This is a genomic window from Streptomyces sp. NPDC056486 (genome assembly GCF_042795295.1).
In the GTDB taxonomy this organism is placed as follows: domain Bacteria; phylum Actinomycetota; class Actinomycetes; order Streptomycetales; family Streptomycetaceae; genus Streptomyces.
The window spans coordinates 14,191-30,732 of record NZ_JBHTSF010000107.1 but is presented as its reverse complement, the minus strand read 5'-3'; the positions used below and the strand labels follow the sequence as shown (position 1 = coordinate 30,732).

At 70.7% G+C, this 16,542-nt stretch carries 18 protein-coding genes and 1 riboswitch; of the genes, 9 read left to right on the top strand and 9 right to left on the bottom strand.

The genetic code is table 11. The features are described 5' to 3' along the window. From ACFQ7F_RS32070 to ACFQ7F_RS32055, 4 genes are all read right to left on the bottom strand, one after another. On the bottom strand, window positions 1–977 hold a 977-nt coding region (locus tag ACFQ7F_RS32070; protein WP_383277983.1), incomplete at its 3' end, for an NAD-dependent epimerase/dehydratase family protein. A gap of 99 nt (window positions 978–1,076) precedes the next feature. After that, window positions 1,077–1,673, bottom strand: a complete 597-nt coding sequence (locus tag ACFQ7F_RS32065; protein WP_383277981.1) for a winged helix-turn-helix domain-containing protein — start codon at window positions 1,671–1,673, stop codon at window positions 1,077–1,079. A gap of 374 nt (window positions 1,674–2,047) precedes the next feature. Next, on the bottom strand, window positions 2,048–3,067 hold the full coding sequence (gene glnII / locus ACFQ7F_RS32060; protein ID WP_383277979.1) for a glutamine synthetase: 1,020 nt from the start codon (window positions 3,065–3,067) through the stop codon (window positions 2,048–2,050). 179 nt (window positions 3,068–3,246) lie between these two features. Next, complete coding sequence (locus ACFQ7F_RS32055; protein ID WP_383277976.1) at window positions 3,247–3,717, bottom strand: hypothetical protein; 471 nt, start codon at window positions 3,715–3,717, stop codon at window positions 3,247–3,249. 241 nt (window positions 3,718–3,958) lie between these two features. Between ACFQ7F_RS32055 and ACFQ7F_RS32050 the strand changes: the two genes are divergently transcribed. Beyond that, the gene (locus tag ACFQ7F_RS32050; RefSeq protein ID WP_383277973.1) at window positions 3,959–4,801 is read left to right on the top strand and encodes an alpha/beta fold hydrolase; all 843 of its coding nucleotides are present in this window, start codon (window positions 3,959–3,961) and stop codon (window positions 4,799–4,801) included. 33 nt (window positions 4,802–4,834) lie between these two features. Here the strand turns inward: ACFQ7F_RS32050 and ACFQ7F_RS32045 are convergent, their stop codons facing one another. Continuing rightward, complete coding sequence (locus ACFQ7F_RS32045) at window positions 4,835–5,203, bottom strand: arsenate reductase family protein (protein WP_383277970.1); 369 nt, start codon at window positions 5,201–5,203, stop codon at window positions 4,835–4,837. Between the two features lie 143 nt (window positions 5,204–5,346). Between ACFQ7F_RS32045 and ACFQ7F_RS32040 the strand changes: the two genes are divergently transcribed. Both ACFQ7F_RS32040 and ACFQ7F_RS32035 read left to right on the top strand, forming a co-directional pair. Continuing rightward, window positions 5,347–5,652 (top strand): hypothetical protein, encoded by a 306-nt coding sequence (locus tag ACFQ7F_RS32040; RefSeq protein ID WP_383277968.1) that lies wholly within the window; start codon window positions 5,347–5,349, stop codon window positions 5,650–5,652. 181 nt (window positions 5,653–5,833) lie between these two features. Next, window positions 5,834–7,195 (top strand): DUF2252 domain-containing protein, encoded by a 1,362-nt coding sequence (locus ACFQ7F_RS32035; RefSeq protein WP_383277965.1) that lies wholly within the window; start codon window positions 5,834–5,836, stop codon window positions 7,193–7,195. Window positions 7,196–7,355: 160 nt separating this feature from the next. Here ACFQ7F_RS32035 and ACFQ7F_RS32030 read toward each other — a convergent pair whose 3' ends face one another. Beyond that, the gene (locus tag ACFQ7F_RS32030; RefSeq protein WP_383277962.1) at window positions 7,356–8,498 is read right to left on the bottom strand and encodes a haloacid dehalogenase-like hydrolase; all 1,143 of its coding nucleotides are present in this window, start codon (window positions 8,496–8,498) and stop codon (window positions 7,356–7,358) included. A 194-nt stretch (window positions 8,499–8,692) separates the two neighbouring features. On the opposite strand from ACFQ7F_RS32030, the gene ACFQ7F_RS32025 reads away from it, so the two are divergent. From ACFQ7F_RS32025 to ACFQ7F_RS32005, 5 genes are all read left to right on the top strand, one after another. Next, entirely contained in the window at window positions 8,693–9,565 is an 873-nt protein-coding gene (locus ACFQ7F_RS32025; protein WP_383277959.1) for a helix-turn-helix domain-containing protein, read from the top strand. Between the two features lie 5 nt (window positions 9,566–9,570). Then, window positions 9,571–10,023 (top strand): VOC family protein, encoded by a 453-nt coding sequence (locus ACFQ7F_RS32020; RefSeq protein ID WP_383277956.1) that lies wholly within the window; start codon window positions 9,571–9,573, stop codon window positions 10,021–10,023. A 58-nt stretch (window positions 10,024–10,081) separates the two neighbouring features. Beyond that, a riboswitch (cobalamin riboswitch) is annotated at window positions 10,082–10,268 on the top strand. A gap of 92 nt (window positions 10,269–10,360) precedes the next feature. Beyond that, on the top strand, window positions 10,361–11,431 hold the full coding sequence (locus ACFQ7F_RS32015) for an ABC transporter substrate-binding protein (RefSeq protein ID WP_383277991.1): 1,071 nt from the start codon (window positions 10,361–10,363) through the stop codon (window positions 11,429–11,431). A gap of 68 nt (window positions 11,432–11,499) precedes the next feature. Next, window positions 11,500–12,537 carry a FecCD family ABC transporter permease gene (locus ACFQ7F_RS32010; protein ID WP_383277988.1) on the top strand — a complete coding sequence of 346 codons (1,038 nt, stop codon included), beginning with the start codon at window positions 11,500–11,502 and terminating at the stop codon, window positions 12,535–12,537. An 8-nt stretch (window positions 12,538–12,545) separates the two neighbouring features. Further along, window positions 12,546–13,352, top strand: coding sequence for an ABC transporter ATP-binding protein (locus tag ACFQ7F_RS32005; protein ID WP_383277986.1), 807 nt, complete (start codon window positions 12,546–12,548; stop codon window positions 13,350–13,352). A 20-nt stretch (window positions 13,353–13,372) separates the two neighbouring features. On the opposite strand, the gene ACFQ7F_RS32000 is transcribed toward ACFQ7F_RS32005, so the two are convergent. Then, window positions 13,373–14,185: an MBL fold metallo-hydrolase gene (locus ACFQ7F_RS32000; RefSeq protein ID WP_383277953.1), complete on the bottom strand. Its 813-nt coding sequence runs from the start codon at window positions 14,183–14,185 to the stop codon at window positions 13,373–13,375. A gap of 92 nt (window positions 14,186–14,277) precedes the next feature. On the opposite strand from ACFQ7F_RS32000, the gene ACFQ7F_RS31995 reads away from it, so the two are divergent. Next, complete coding sequence (locus tag ACFQ7F_RS31995; protein WP_383277950.1) at window positions 14,278–14,943, top strand: CGNR zinc finger domain-containing protein; 666 nt, start codon at window positions 14,278–14,280, stop codon at window positions 14,941–14,943. A 146-nt stretch (window positions 14,944–15,089) separates the two neighbouring features. Here the strand turns inward: ACFQ7F_RS31995 and ACFQ7F_RS31990 are convergent, their stop codons facing one another. Further along, the gene (locus ACFQ7F_RS31990; RefSeq protein ID WP_383277947.1) at window positions 15,090–15,416 is read right to left on the bottom strand and encodes a hypothetical protein; all 327 of its coding nucleotides are present in this window, start codon (window positions 15,414–15,416) and stop codon (window positions 15,090–15,092) included. Between the two features lie 172 nt (window positions 15,417–15,588). Continuing rightward, window positions 15,589–16,359 carry an alpha/beta hydrolase family protein gene (locus ACFQ7F_RS31985; protein ID WP_383277945.1) on the bottom strand — a complete coding sequence of 257 codons (771 nt, stop codon included), beginning with the start codon at window positions 16,357–16,359 and terminating at the stop codon, window positions 15,589–15,591. Window positions 16,360–16,542 lie beyond the last annotated feature (183 nt).

The window sequence follows — 16,542 nt, the reverse complement described above, 5'->3', positions numbered from 1 at the left end:
GTTTCCTTCTCCGGGGGCAGGCCCACCACCGGGCGGTCGGGGCGCTGCGGGGCCTGGCCGCCGATCGAACGGAGCCAGGCCCACGTGTCCGCGACCGTCTCCGCGACGGGCCGCGCCCGGAGCCCCGCGGCCACCGCCTTCTCCGTCGACGTGCGGTGCATGGAGTCGTGCAATTCCCCGGGCGGTGCCCACACCGGGAGTTCCATCCACGGCTCGATGCCGTGCTCGGCGATCACCGAGGGGTCGGTCCAGCGCAGTTCGGCGTCGGCCGCACCGGCCACCGCGAGGCAGGCCTCCAGGAGCTCCTCCATCGTGGTGTGCGCGATGGGGGAGACGACGTTGTACGGGCCGTGCAGACCCGCGAGGGCCGCGTCGAGAACCCACTCCGCGAGGTCCCGCGCGTCGATGTACTGGAGGCCCAACTCCCTTGGCCCCGGGGCCAGTACGGGACCGCCACGGGCGACCCGGTTCAGCCACCACGGCAGCCGCCCGATGTTCTCGTACGGACCGAGGATCAGCCCCGCACGGGCGAGCACCGTGCGCTCGGCCCCGAACTCCGCGAGGACCGCGAGCTCCCCGCCCCGCTTGTCCTCCGCGTACGCCACCGCGTCCGCGTCGGGATCTCCCTCGACGACGGGGTGGCTCTCGTCGGACCCCGCCGCTATCGGCCACTGGTACACGGAGACGCTCGACACATACACGTACCGCCCGGCCCGCCCCGCGAGCAGCCGCGCCGCATCGCGCACGGCACTCGGCGCCCCCGACCAGGTGTCGACGACCAGGTCCCAGTCCCCGTCGTGGGCGGCGAGCGCGTCAAGGCCGCCCTGCGCCGTACGGTCACCGAGCAGCGACACCGCACCGGCGGGTGCCTCATGGCGCCCCCGATGGAAGACCGTCACCTCCCAGCCACGCGCAAGGGCCGCCTCGACGACGGCCCGACCCACGAACTCCGTACCACCCAGCATCAGAAGTCTCATGCCGACGACTCTGCACGCCCCGCCCGGTCCGGGGAACCGGTTTCTGCTGGTGGCAGAGCCCGGCCCCACCGGGAACCCGAAGGTCCAAGAAACCGGAGGTCAGCGGGATGTCGGCGGTGCGTACTTGTAGCCGACCCGCCGCACCGTCTGGATCGTCTGACGGTGGTCGGCACCCAGCTTGCGCCGCAGCCGCGCGATGTGGACGTCGACGGTGCGCCCGTCGCCCACATGCCCGTACCCCCACACGGTGGTCACCAACTGGTCGCGCGTGTGCACCCGGTGGGGATGGGCGACGAGATGCGCGAGCAGCTCGAACTCCAGATAGGTGAGGTCGAGCTGCTGCCCGTCGACCTGCGCCGCACGCTGCACGGTGTCGATCCACACGGGCCCTGCGGAAGCCTGCGCCTGGCCGGCCGCCCGCAGCGGCTCGGGCTCGGTGGCTGTGCCGACAGGCTCCTGCCCGGCCGGTACGAGTACTAGGTAGCCGATCATCGGCGGCTGGCCCGGCAGCGTCGGCAGCGTGTGCTGGGGCGCGGGCAGCCAGGTCGCGCCCGGCGGCAGGAAGTCGGTGATCTGCGCCACCTCGTCCGGCGCGACGGCCCGCAGGCGGCCCCGGGCGGGGCTGGGGCTGGGCAGCGGCGTGGCGGTTGCGGTGGCGGTGGCGGTGGACGCCGAGAAGGAACGGGAGTTCGCCATGAAAGTCAGCTCTTTCGCGCGGAGGAGTCGTCAGTCAACGAGGACGTACGTACGTCGTGCGCGTCAGGCGAAGGCCGGGTGAACGGCTTTAGAGGGCCTGCGCGTTACTCGCGCGGCAACACACCCGGTCGAAATCATGGTGCTGACGGGAAGGCCAGAACGGCTCGAGGTCGTGGTGCCGACCCGTCGCGATGTTCCCGTAGCTGCCCATGACCCCATTGAAGCAGATGAGAGGGGCAGTGGTCGTTCCCTCTCGCACGCTGATACGGCTCCTTGGCGAATCCGTGGCCTGAATCAGCCCCTCCGGGCCGTGCTGAAGGGGGCGCCCACCGATTCGGCGGGCACCCCCTTCAGGAACGTACAGAGGCACGCGATCAGACCTGACCGGCCTTCTCCAGGGCGGTGCAGCACGTGTCGACGAGCAGCCGCGTCACGACGTACGGGTCGACGTTCGCGTTCGGGCGGCGGTCCTCGATGTAGCCCTTCTGCTCCACCTCGACCTGCCACGGGATACGGACCGAGGCGCCGCGGTCGGAGACGCCGTACTTGTACTCGTCCCACGGGGCGGTCTCGTGCAGACCGGTCAGGCGGTCGTCGATGCCCGCGCCGTAGTTCTTGACGTGGTCGAGCGGCTTGGAGCCCTCGCCGAGGGACTCGCAGGCGGTGATGATCGGCGCGTAGCCCTCGCGCATCGACCGCGTCGAGAAGTTCGTGTGCGCGCCCGCGCCGTTCCAGTCACCCTTCACCGGCTTCGGGTCGAGCGTGGCCGACACCTTGAAGTCCTCGGCGGTGCGGTAGAGCAGCCAGCGGGCGATCCACAGCTGGTCGGAGACCTCGAGCGGCGCCAGCGGGCCGACCTGGAACTCCCACTGTCCCGGCATGACCTCGGCGTTGATGCCGGAGATGCCGAGGCCCGCCTTGAGGCAGTTCTCCAGGTGCGCCTCGACGACGTCACGGCCGAAGATCTCGTCCGAGCCGACGCCGCAGTAGTAGCCGCCCTGCGCGGCCGGGAAGCCGCCGACGGGGAAGCCGAGCGGGCGGTCGCCCTCGAAGAAGGTGTACTCCTGCTCGATGCCGAAGATCGGCTCCTGCGAGGCGAACCGCTCCTCGATCTCGGCGAGCGCGGCGCGGGTGTTGGACTCGTGCGGCGTCATGTCCGTGTTGAGGACCTCGCACAGCACGAGTACGTCGTCGCCGCCGCGGATCGGGTCGGGGCAGGTGAAGACCGGCTTGAGCACGCGGTCGGATGCGTGACCCTTGGCCTGATTGGTGCTGGATCCGTCGAAGCCCCAGGTGGGGAGCTCCGCGCCGTCCGTCATGATCTTCGTCTTCGAACGGAGCTTGGCGGTCGGCGCGGTGCCGTCGATCCAGATGTACTCAGCCTTGAAGGTCACGGGGCCATCCTTAAAATGCTCGGTACGGCGCAGAACGTGCGGGTGCTGCGGTGCCGTGGTGATGCCGGGGAGCATGCCAACGGGCGATTTCCCGTCCATTGCTCGAATGTGAACCCGGTGTTACCTGCGGTGGATGTGGCTCACTTCACTCCTTCATTTCACTCCCCGCGCCACGCACGTCACTTGATGACGGCGTTGGCCGCCGCGATGAGCAGCCCGATCGTCGCGTCCGCCGTGCCGAGCAGCACGGCCGAACGCCGCCGATAGCCCGCACGGAGCGCGGCGAAGGTGCCCAGGGCGAGCAGGAGCGCCGCGTTCATGAGGAGCGCGGAGCAGGTGACGGGCGCCTCGGACCAGTCGAAGATCCCGGCGAGCACGAGCAGCGCCACGGTGGGCCAGCAGGCGACGATCACCGGCCACTCGTCCATGAGCTCACAGGCCAGTTGCCGCCACCTGTGCAGGCCCGATCCAGGCCGGTGCGTGGACATGTGGTGCGCGTATCCGTGCGCGAGGGCCGCGGTGCCCGCGGTGACCATGATCCAGGCCGCGTCGTAGTACGGCGTGTAGGCCTGCTTCTCCGAGTGCAGTGCCGCGATCAGCGCGCTCGCGAGGATGGTGCCGTATACGCCTCGAAACTTCAGGCTCCGCACGGCGCACTCCTTTCCGTTCCCCGGATCCGTCGTCCGGTCGGCGGCGTGTGGAGTGCTCAACGCTATGGAGGCATATGTAACGGTTCGCCGGATATGGCTCATCGGTCAGGGGTCATCTGTGTCGGGGCAGGGGTCATCTGCGTCGGCTACTCGCCGGCGCTCACCAGAACTCACCTCCGGCCGCTGTCATGTCCGCGCCGGAGCGCGAGAGACTGGGCCCGACCTACGGAGGCGGGGCCCTATGACGACCGAGGCGTTCTTCACCGCGTACGACAAGGTGCTCGCGAAGTGGCCGGAGGGGACGGAGCACCGCACGGTCCCCACCCCCTTCGGCGATACGTACGCCGCGGTGTGCGGCCCGCCCGACGCCCCGCCTCTTGTGCTGCTTCCGGGCGGTGGCGCGACCGCCGGGAGCTGGTTCGGGAACGTCGCCGAGTGGGCACGTACGCGGCGCGTGTACGCCGTCGACCTCATCGGTGAAGCGGGGCGGAGCGTGCCCGACGCAGGCCGGCCGATCCGGTCCGTGGCCGATCTGACGGGCTGGCTCGACGCGCTCCTCGACGGGCTCGGGGCAGACGGGACGGTCGACCTGGTCGGACACTCGTACGGCGGCTGGATCGCGCTCCACTACGCCCTGCACGCACCCCACCGCGTCCGGCGCCTGGTCCTCGTCGACCCGACCCAGTGCTTCGCCGGATTCCGGCCGGGCTATCTGCTGCACGCGCTGCCGACGCTGCTTCGCCCCTCCGCCCGGCGCACGCGCGCGTTCCTCGCCTGGGAGACCTCAGGCGCCGCACTGGACGCCGACTGGCTCCGACTCCAGGAGTACGCCGCCGAGTTCCCCGCGGCGAAGCCGGTCACCGGACCGCGTCCGGCGCCGGACGCGCTGCGCGCCCTGCGGCTGCCCGTCCTCGTCCAGCTCGCCGGAAGCGGCCGCACGCACGACGCGGGCAAGGTGGCCGCCCGTGCCGCCGAGCTGCTCCCCGACGTGCGCACAGGCGTACTGCCGGGCGTCAGCCATCATGCGCTGCCGCACACCGAGCCCGCCGAACTCAACCGCAGGGTGGCCGAGTTCCTCGGCTGAGGGCTCAGGGCTCCGTCGGCGGTGCGCGGGCGACTAGCGGGACAGCGCGTCCCGTACCGCCTCCTCCGTGCGCCCCACCACCGCTGTGCCGTCGTCGGCGGTGATGATGGGCCGCTGGATCAGCTTGGGGTGCTCGGCGAGCGCCGTGATCCAGCGGTCGCGGCCCGATTCGTCGCGCGGCCAGGCCTCGCGGTCCTTCAGGTTCAGCTCCTTGGCGGCGTCCTCCTGGGTGCGCGTGATGTCCCACGGCTCCAGGCCGAGCCGCTCGAGGACTGCGCGGATCTCGTCCTCGGTGGGTACGTCGTCGAGGTAGCGGCGGACGGTGTAATCGGCGCCCTCCGCGTCGAGCAGCGTGAGCGCGCTGCGGCATTTCGAGCAGGCGGGATTGATCCAGATCTCCATGCCGCACACGCTACCTCCGCCCCACCCGTCACACCCCCTCAAAGCCCGTCTGGCCAGCGGCGATTGTCAGTGCCCGGCAGTAGAATTGAAGCAGTGTTCGAGGGTTCCCGACGGGGGTTCCTGACCGCGACAGGAGGATGCCTGTGCCCGCTGCCGCACTCACATCGAAGTCGAAGCGCAACGCTTCCCGGCCCGTGATCATCGACCCGACGTACCTACCACTGGAGAAGCGACCGCTCCCGGCCGGACGGCCGCGCGAGTGGTACATCACGCACAACCGACGCCTGAAGGCCATGCGTCTGGCGATAGCCCTCCTCGACTCGGGCGTCTATCTGGCGAACCAAGCGAACAACACCCGGATCCGGAGCATGGCGGAGGAAGTGGGAATCCATCCGCCGTCGGACATCACCTGCCACATGGTGCGCGCCCTGATGCGCTACAGCCGCTGAGCTGTCGCACGGACGCGTAAGCACGCGCACGGACGCCTACGGGCGGGGGCCCAAGGGTCCCCGCCCCTCGGCAGGGTCACCCGTTCGCCGTACCCGGCATGCGTACGCGTCCGTGGCGGCATTGGCTGCTGTGGAGAGGAGGCTGTTGCCTGGAGCTGCCGACGGAGAGGGGCCAGGGGCGATGACCACCCCGGACGAGCGTGCCCGGCAGGGCAGGGCTGCCCGCAAGCATGCCTCCCGTTCCTCGCACGGAGCCTGGATACCCTCCGCGGATCGCGCCGACCCGGTGAGCGTCCTCGAGCGGCAGGGCGCGGACCGCGTCCAGGAGCTGCTCCCCATCCGGTACGCCCGCATGGCCGCCTCACCTTTCTCCTTCCTGCGGGGCGCCGCCGCCGTCATGGCGGGGGATCTCGCCGTCCAGTGGCAGACCGGACTCATGGTCCAACTCTGCGGCGACGCCCACCTGTTGAACTTCGGCCTGTTCGCGTCCCCGGAACGCACCCTGCTCTTCGACCTCGACGACTTCGACGAGACCTGCCCAGGGCCCTTCGAGTGGGACGTCAAACGCCTGGCCGCGAGCATCGCCGTGGCGGCCGGCGGCAACGGCCACCCGGAGCGCGGGACGCGCGAGGCATGCCTCGCGGCGGTGGCGGCGTACCGCACATCGATGAGACGCCTTGCGGGACTCGGCGAACTGGCGGTCTGGTACGAACGGACGGACGCCCAGGACCTGTTGCCCCTCATCCGCTCGGGCCGCCACCGCGAGCGCGCGGCGACCACCCTCGACCGGGCACGCCGCCGCACGAGCCTGCAGGCGCTCGGTAAGCTGACGGAGAAGGTCGACGGAGCTCCCGGCATCCGCCGCATCATCCACGACCCGCCGCTCCTCGAACCGGCGGGCGCCCCGGACCTCGCGGCCGTACGCAAGATCTTCGGCGACTACCGCTCCACGCTCTCCGAGGAGCGCCGACTCCTCCTCGACCGCTACCACTTCGTGGACGCGGCACGGAAAGTGGTGGGAGTGGGCAGCGTCGGCACCCGCTGCTTCATCGTGCTCCTGGCCGGGCGCGACGCCGACGACCCGCTCTTCCTGCAGATCAAGGAGGCGGGCCGCTCGGTACTCGAAGAGCACCTGCCGGCAGGACCGTACGCCCACCCCGGCCACCGCGTGGTCGCGGGCCAGCGCCTGCTCCAGGCGGCGAGCGACATCTTCCTCGGCTGGATGACGGGCCCCCAGGGCCGCTCCTACTACTGGCGCCAGCTCCGCGACATGAAGGGCTCGGCGGACGTCGAGGCCATGTCCGCCACGGAGCTGCGCTCCTACGCCCGGCTCTGCGGCACGGCCCTGGCCCGCGCCCACGCCCGCTCCGGCGACCGCGTGGCCATAGCCGCCTACCTGGGCGGCTCCGACACGTTCGACCGGGCGATCGCGGACTTCGCGCTGCGCTATGCCGTGCAGAACGCCCAGGACCACGCGGCGCTGACGGAGGCGATCGCCTCGGGGGTGGTGAACGCCGAGGATCCTGAGGGCGGGGGCGCTTGAGCCGGGCGACGGTGCTCCGGCAGGTGTTCTATGCGCCGGGGTCGCCCGGTACGACGCTTCCGCCGGGCGGGCAGCACGGCACCACCCGCACCACCCGGCGGAAGCGACTCAGAGGTACCCGGGGCGGCTGGACGTCCCTTGGGCCACTGGTGGGCGACAACTAGCGGATCTCGTCCGGGACCACCGTCAGCCACCGCTTGTCCGCGGTCACCTTCTGGCCGAGCTCCCGCTGCCGGTCGGCGTTCTTCTGCTTCATCTCGTTCAACTGCTTCATGTACGAGTCCTTGCGGTTGACCCAGACCCGCGCCCCGCCGTGCGCCACGTCCGCCGAGTGGAACAGCATCGGGCCGTCGCTCACCGGGGTGTCGCCCGCCGCGAGGATGGGCTTCTTCCACTCGTCGATGTACGTGCTGATGGCCGCGGGCTTGCCCTGGTACCAGGTCAGCGGCGCCCACAGGTTCGGCGTCAGCTCGCGCTTGGCGAGCTTCTTCTCGTCGAAGCGGCCCTCCGCGATCTCCTTGCGGGAGCTGGTGAGCTCGCCGGTCTTGCGGTCCTTGAGCTGCAGGCCTACGCCGATGACGTTCTCGGGCTTCACGTTGTAGCCGTACTTGGGGTCGGCCAGGACCATCCGCACCAGGTCCTCGCTGGCCGCGCTGACGACGTACACCTCGATGCCGTGCCCTTGCAGCGAGTTGTAGAGCTCCTTCATGCCGGTGAAGAACTCGGGCTTCTTGACCTCGGTCTTCGTCAGCTTCCCGTCCGCGTAGTACTCGGCGGGGATGGGCTTGTCATAGGCGAGGAGCTCGTCGACGTACCCCTTGAGCTCCTTGAGCGTGAAACCGGAGAAGATCTGAGCGGCCCACGGATAGGAGACCTGGTCGTCGATGTCGCAGAGCCGGAGGTAGTAGCTGTAGAGGCTCTCCTTGTGCTTCGCCGTGTCCTTGAACGGGATGATCTTCAGCGACGGGTCCATCGACTTGCGGGTGAGGACCCCCTTCATCTCCAGGAAGGGCAGGAGGGACTCCTCCAGGTCGTTGCGGTACGTCGTGTTGTCCGCGTCGAAGACGGCGTACGCGCCCTTGTGCTCGTTCTTCGCGATGACCTTGCCCAGCTTCTTCGCGACCGGCTTGGGCCAGTGCTTCAGCTCGGCCGTGGCCTTGGAGCTCTTCGCGGCGGTTCTCGCCGAGGCGTCGGCGGCCGTCGCGTCCGTGCTCGGCCAGAGAGCCGTCCCCGCGAGAACGGCCGCGGTGAGCGCGCCCGCCGTGCCGAGTACGGCCAGCTTGCCCTTTGCCTTTACTGCCATGGTTCTGTGCCCCCTGAGAGCGGTCTGCGCCCCGTCCGGAGCGGCGGGTCATCGTATGGGGTGGGGCAGCGGATTCCCATGATCGACATCACCGGACGGAACGGGCATGAGAGGGCCGTGGGCGGGTAGTGGCATCGGACGCCCAAAGGCGTTCGGGGCTGCTCCGGAGCGGCGCTCATCGCATACTGGTGAGCATGGAGACCGTCTCCCGTGAGTTCGTACGGGCCGCTCCGCGGCTCGACGACATGGTGGTGTCCGCCGTCGGCTACCGCACGGCGGGGGAGCGGCCCGGCCTGCACCGCGGCCTGCCGTCCCCATATCTGACGCTGATCTTCTCGCTGGACGGCCCCGTCGCCACCGGCCTCAGTCCCGAGCAGGCGGTCGGCCCCGACGCCATCCGCACGGACATCGTCCTGGGCGGCCTGCACCAGTCCCCGGCATACATCGCCAGGCCCGAGCACGAGGCGGGCATCCAGCTCGCCGTGCATCCGCTCGCCGCCCGCGCCCTGTTCGGCGTACCGGCCTCGGCGCTGACCGGCGAGCTGGTGACGTCCGGCGCGGAGGTGATGGGGCGCCGCGCCGTCGACGTACGGGAGCTGCTGTGCGAGCAGGGCAACTGGGAGGAGCGATTCGCCTCCCTGTCCGGCTACCTGCGGCAGCGCGTGGCCGACGCAGACGCCGACGTGGACGGAGTCGTACGGCCCGAGGTCGCCGAAGCCTGGGCCTGGCTTGCCCGGCACCGGGGCGTCGGCACCCTGCGCGGCCTCTCCCGGCACGTGGCGCTCAGCGAACGCCGCCTGACCACGCTCTTTCGCGCGGAGACGGGCCTGAGCCCCAAGCAGGCGGGCCGCCTGATGCGCTTCCAGCGCGCCCGCAACGCCGTCGTACGCCCTGTCGCGTCGGGCGGCGCCCCCGACCTGGCCCGCGTCGCCGCCGACTGCGGCTACTACGACCACTCCCACCTGGTGCGGGACTTCCGGCAGTACACCGGGGTGAGTCCCAGCGGCTGGCTGGCCGAAGAGTGCCGGAATATCCAAGCCGGGAGCCATGGCGGGGGCGAAGAGTAGGACGCATGGACACCAACGAGAAGCAGCAGCCTGAGCCTCAGTCCGCCTCCGCCGGGCGCGCCCCCGATGTCTGGCCGTCGCTCCAGGCGAACGACGCCCCCGCCCTGATCGACTTCCTGGTCGGCACGGTCGGCTTCCTGCGTACCGCCGTCTACAAGGACGGCGACCGCGTGGCCCACGCCGAGCTCGACTGGCCCGAGGGCGGCGCCGTCATGCTGGGCTCGTACGACGAGAAGTCCCAGGACTGGTGCCTGAAGCCGGGCACCTTCGGCGCGTACGTCGTCACCGACCACGTCGACGACCTCTACGAGCGGCTCAGCGCCGCCGGAGTCAAGATCATCCGTGAGATCGAGGACCAGCCGTACGGCAGCCGGGAGTTCGCGATCGCCGACCCCGAGGGCAACAAGTGGTCCTTCGGCACCTACCGCGGCGCACCGAGGCCCGACGGGGCGTCCTGACCAGAGGTTCTGGCCAGGCGTCCTGACCAGGCGTTCTGAGGGGCGTCCTGACCTCGCGTGATAGCTTGCGGACGCCAGTCGACCCACACCAGGGCCAGGGAATCCGGTGCGAATCCGGAACTGACGCGCAGCGGTGAGGGGGAACGGGCGGGGCCACGGCCACTGGGCGTCCACGGACGCCTGGGAAGGCGCCCCGGCCGGCCGATCCCCGAGTCCGAAGACCTGCTGGCGCCTTCGCCCGCGCACCGAGCGGCGGAGGTGACGAAGCAGGCCAGGCTCCGCGTATGAGCCGTGAGACTCAAGGGATCGTGTGTCCTCCACAGCCCGTCGCGTACGTATACCCGTTCTTCTACCCGTCCTTCGCAGCACAGCCCGTCGCGTACGTACGCCCGTCCTCCTCAGCGCGGCCCTGGTCGTCACCCTGACCTCCTGCGGCGGCTCGCCGGACCCCTCCGCCACGTCCACCGCGGGCAAGAAGGCCGACGGCTATCCACTGACCCTGACCTCCTGCGGCAAGAAGGCGGAGATCAAGGCGCCGCCGCAGCGGGCGGTCTCCCTCGACCAGGGCTCCACCGAGATCCTGCTCTCCCTCGGTCTCGCGGACCGCATGGTCGGCACCGGGACCTGGACGGACCCGGTGCTCAAGGGCCTGGCGAAGGACAACGCCAAGGTGCCCCGGATCGCCGACAGCTACCCCTCCTTCGAGAAGGTCCTCGCCAAGGAGCCGGACTTCGTCACCGCGTCCTTCCTCGCGACGGTCAGCAAGGGCGGCGTCGCCGACCGCGCCAAGTTCGCGGAACTCGGCGTACCCGCCTATGTCTCGCCGTCCGACTGCGCGGGCAAGGACAACAGCGGCGACGGTGACGGCAAGCGGGTCAAGACGCTGACCATGGACACGGTGTACGGCGAGGTGCGGGACCTGGCCAGGGCCTTCGGGGTCCAGAAGCGCGGCGAGCGCCTGGTCGCGGAGCTCAAGGGCCGGGTGGCGAAGGCCACGAAGAAGATCGACGCGTCCGATACTTCGCTCCTCTACTGGTTCGCCAACTCCGACGCCCCCTACATCGCGGGTTGCTGCGGAGCGCCGGGCATCATCACCCGCGAGCTCGGCGTGAAGAACGTCTTCGACGACACCCGCGAGGAGTGGCCCCAGATCAACTGGGAGACGGTGGCGGACCGCGACCCGGACGCCCTGGTCATCGGCGACCTCACCCGCAAGTCGCAGACGGCCGAGAGCGCGAAGAAGAAGATCGAGTTCCTGGAGTCCAATCCGGTCACCAAGAACCTGACCGCCGTGAAGAAGAAGCGGTACGTGCTGCTGAGCGGCCAGGCCATGAACCCGACGATCCGCACGGTGGACGGTGTGGAACAAGTCGCCGACGCGTTGCGCGAGTTCGGGCTCGACAAGTGAGGGGAGGCGCCGGTGCTGGTGCTGGTGCTGGTGCTGGTGCCGGTGTCGGCGCCCGTGCCCGTGCCCGTATCGGTTCCGGTGTCGGCGTCGCGGGCGGCCTGCGCCAGATCCTGCTCTGGACGACGGGGCTCGCCGCCCTCGCACTCTCCGTGGCGGTGGCCGTCACGATCGGCCCCGCCGACATCTCCGTACCGGACGTGTGGTCGGCGGTGGCGGCCCACCTCGGCTGGGGCGAGGCGAAGCTGACGCCCATCCGGGACGGCATCGTCTGGAACCTGCGCATGCCGCGCACGCTCCTCGCGGCGGTCTGCGGCGCGGGCCTCGCGGTGTGCGGAACGGTCCTCCAGTCCCTCCTGCGCAACCCGCTCGCCGACCCCTTCGTGCTCGGCGTCTCCTCGGGCGCTTCCACGGGGGCGGTCGCGATCGTCGTACTCGGAGTCGGCGGGGGAGTGGTGTCGATCTCGGCGGGTGCCTTCGTGGGGGCCCTCTGCTCGTTCGCCCTCGTGCTGCTGCTCAGCCACACCCTGGGCGGGAGCGCCGACAGGGTGGTGCTTTCCGGCGTTGCGGCGATGCAACTCTTCTCCGCGCTCACCTCGTTCGTGATCCTGACTGCGGGCGATGCGGAGACGACACGGGGTGTCCTGTTCTGGCTGCTCGGTTCGTTGAGCGGCGTCGGCTGGACGGACGTCTGGCTGTGCGGGGCGATCCTTCTCGTCGCGCTCGTCATCTGCCTGGCGCATGCCCGCACCCTGGACGCGTTCGTGTTCGGCCAGGACGCGGCGGCGACGCTGGGAGTCCACGTGGCCCGCACCCGCCTCCTGCTGCTCTCCGTCACGGCCCTCCTCACGGCGGCGCTGGTCAGCAGCGCGGGCGCCATCGGCTTCGTGGGCCTGGTCCTGCCGCACGCGGCCCGCGCCCTGGTCGGCTCGGGGCACGCGCGCCTGCTCCCGGTCACGGCGCTCGCGGGCGCGGTGTTCCTGGTGTGGGTGGACACGCTGGCCCGTACGGTCCTGGACCCGCAGGAGGTCCCGGTGGGCGTGGTGACGTCCCTGATCGGCGTCCCGGCATTCGTCCTGGTCCTCTACCGCACGCGAAAGACGACGTGACCGACGACATGACCGACGGTGTGATCCCGCACGCTGCTGCCCCCGGCCTGCGGGCCGACCGGGTGACCAGAACGGCGGGCGGCCACCTCATCATCGACGGAGTGACCCTGGCGCCGCCCCCCGGAGCCACGGTCGGCCTGCTCGGCCCCAACGGCTCGGGCAAGTCCACCCTCCTGCGCATCCTGGCGGGCGTCCTGGCCCCGGCATCGGGAGCGGTCACGCTGGACGGCCGTCCGCTGCGGGACGTGGGCCGCCGCACGGTGGCACGCAGGGTGGCGGTGGTGGACCAGGACGCCACCACGCAGGTCGAGTTGTCGGTCGAGGACGTCGTACGCCTGGGCCGCATCCCGCACCGCAGGCCGTGGTCCCCCTCGACTCCCCAGGACGACGAGGCGGTTCGCGAGGCCCTGACCCGCACAGGCCTTTCCGACCGGGCAGGCCAGTCCTGGCACACCCTCTCCGGCGGCGAACGCCAACGGGTCCAGATAGCCAGGGCATTGGCCCAGGCCCCCCAGGAACTCCTCCTGGACGAACCGACCAACCACCTGGACATCCAACATCAGCTGGACATCCTGTCCCTGGTGGCCGACCTCCCCCTGACCAGCGTGATCGCCCTGCACGACCTGAACCTGGCCGCCATGTTCTGCGACCACGTGCTGGTCCTGCGCGAAGGCGTGGCCCACGCGTCGGGCACACCGTCCGAGGTGATCACGGAGGAGCTGATCGCGAAGGTGTACGGGGTACGGGCGGTGGTGACGAGGGTGGACGACGGCGGCCCGGACAGCCGCCCGTCGATCCGCTTCCTGAGGAGCTGAGCTCCTCCCTGCGAGGGCCGTCAGTCGAGCTGCAGACGTTCGGCGAGACCCGCGGCGGTGAAGGCGACGACCAACTCGGTGCGGCCCTCGGTGAAGTGGGCCCAGCTGTCGAAGTGGACGGGGACGACCCGGCGCGCTCCGAGGATCTTCGCGGCCTCGGCGGCCTGGGTGCTGTCGAGGACGATCGGTGCGCCGTCGAAGAGGAAGGGGAAGCGCGGTGCGCCGGCGAAGAGGACGGCGGTGTCCACCGGCCCGAACCGTGCGGCCGTCTCCTCTACCGCCGTGAGCGAGGCGTTGTCGCCGCTGACGTAGACCGTGGGCAGGCCGTCACCGGTCAGGACGAAGCCGACGACCTCGCCGGTGATCGGTTCGACGTCCTCGCGCCTGCCGGGACCGTGCACGGCGGGCACGCCCGTCACGGTCACGCGTCCGCCGCCGGGCCGGTCGAGCTCGACGGACTCCCAGTCGTGGAGCCCCTTCACCTTGTCCCCGAGGCTGTCGCGCAGGCGGCGTCCGCCGCCGGGCGTGGTGAGGGTGAGCGGTACGTCGGCGAGCAGGGCGCGGCCGGAGGCGTCGAGGTTGTCGGGGTGCTCGTCGTGCGAGAGCAGGACCACGTCGACGGGGCCGAGAGCGGAGAGGGGGACCGAAGCGGGCGCGGTCTTGGTCAGGCCGGGGCCACCGGGGGCCGGGTACTCGCCGGGCGCGTCGAAGGTGGGGTCGGTGAGGAACCTCAGACCGCCGTACTCGAAGAGGGCGGTCGGGCCGCCGAAGACGCGTACGGGGACTTGCTCGTCGGCCGTGCCGGAAGCGGCCGTGGAGGACATGGAAGACATGGAGGACACACACCTCACGGAAGGGGATTACTCTATCCGTGAGAAACCGTAGCCGTTTCTCACGGATGAAGGCAATGCGTACCATGAGAAAGATGAACGAGATCCTGCCCGCCGAGCCCGCGGAGCTGGCCGAGACTGCCGAGCCCGCCGAGTTGGCGCCACTGCCCGCCGAGCTGGCGCCGCCGCCCGCGCCGGGAGCGGAGCAGTACCCCGCACTCGACTTCGCCAACAGCGCCATCGCCCTGCCCGGCGGTCAGTTCACCGACTTCCTAGGCACCCCGGAGGCCACCAACCGGTGGCTCACCGAACGCGACCTGGCCCCGGCCGACGCGGGCCTGCAGGAGATGTGCACGGCGCAGCTGCGCACCCTACGGGAACAGATCCGGTCCCTGCTCGCCGCCCGGCTCGACGGCTGCCCACCCCCGGCGAGCGCGCTCGCCGCCCTCAACGAGGCCCTGACCAGGGCGCCCGCGGCCTCCCTGCTGCACTGGGATCCGGCCCGCGGCGGCATGTACCGCGCGGCGTCCCACCCCACGACGCAGATCGTCGAGCACGCCCTGGCGACCCTCGCCGCCGACGCCGCCGCCCTGCTCACAGGCCCCGACGCCGAACGCCTCACCGCCTGCGGCTCCCCTCCCTGTAACCGCTACCTGCTGCGCCACGGCCGCCGCCACTGGTGCTCAACCCGCTGCGGAGACCGCGCCCGCGCGGCCCGCGCCTACGCGCGGCGCGCGCAGCGGACCCCCGAGCCGCGCTAGCCCCAGGCTGGCCCCGAGGTCCTAGCCCGGACACCAGGGAACACCCACCGGTACGCGCTCCTGACGCTCGTCATCGCCGTCGCTCGTGGTGGCGCCCGTGGGAGCGAACCGACCGGTGGGCAGCCCCGTGAGCCGAGGCTGTGCGATCAGCAGGGAGCGCTGATGTTCGCGCAGTAGATCCAGCCGGTGGCGGGGGACGTCACGTGGTACCAGCGGTTGCCCGCGGGGTTGACCTGGCTGTAGTTCCAGTAGACGTCCTGCCCGTACGACGTGTTGTAGACGACACCGCAACTGGCGGACGCACAGCTCCTGATGGGCCCGCCGATCGACATGTCCCAGCCGGCCGCCGCCTTGGTGGCGGCCGCCTGGACGGGCGCAGGCTGGGTGGGCGCCGCCTGAGCGGGGGCCACCGCGGTCGCGGTCAGCGCGGTGCCGGCGAGAAATCCTGCCGCTGCGAGCATACGGATACGCATGAAAGCTCCTCTGTCGAGAGTGGCGCCCGGTGATGCCGGGGCCTGACAGAACGCCACTCTTCTCGGCCGCCGAGGAGCCGCTCAAGACCGATCCTGTCCGGGACATGTCCGGGACGTGTCCCGGACAGACCCCGGGCGCGTCGGACGTGAATTGGATCGCCCGAGATGCCGCTTATTGGGGCCGTGGCTCGTCGAGGTACTGGTCGGCCCAGGCGCTGATGATGTGAGCGGCCCGCTGCGCCTGCCCTCGCGCGGTCAACAGATGGTCCGCGCCTTCGAGCGAGATGAAGCTTCGCGGGTGCCGTGCCTCCTGGAAGATCTCCGCGGCATTGGAGATGTCGACGGTGGAGTCGGTGGGCGAATGCGCCACGAGGAGCGGAAGGTCCACCTCGCCGATCCGGTCGCGCAGGTGAGCCCGGCGCACGTCCTCGACGAAGGCGCGCTTGAGAACCAGAGTCCTCCCGCCGACGAACCACTCGTGCGCCCCGTCACTGAGGACGCGATCCAGGACCGAGTCGTACTGGCGCTCGACGTGACTGGGATCGACCGGCGCCGCAATCGTGGCCAGCGCGCGGAGGCCGACGATCTCGCCCGCAGCTGCGATCGCGGCGGCGCCTCCCCACGAGTGCCCCACCAGCAAATCCACCGGAGTCCCTCGCTCCGCCATGAAGGCCGCGGCACGGACAGTGTCCTGCACCTTGACGGTGAAGGAACCGTCCCCCCAGTCGCCCTCGGAGTCCCCGATCCCGAGATTGTCGAAGCGCAGCATGCCGATCCCCTCGCGAGCCAGCTGCTTGCTGACGCGCGAGGCAGCCGGCGATTCCTTGCCCAGGGTGAATCCATGTGCGAAGAGCCCCCAACCTCGGATCTCGCCCTCCGGCAGGTCGATCACCCCGGCCAGTTCGGGGCCGACGACGCTCGGGAATCTCACTTTTTCGTTCATGTGTGGTGCTCACCTAGGCAGGGACTGATCGTGGGGCAGGGAGACGAGAGTGACACTAGCCGAGCCGGTGTCAGCGCGAGACCAACAGAACAGTGGGGGGGCCCCCCCGTGCCGGGGGGGGCGCCCCCGCCAAGCGGACGAGGCGGCGGGGGCGCCCCCCCCCCCCCCCCCCGGTTGAATAGA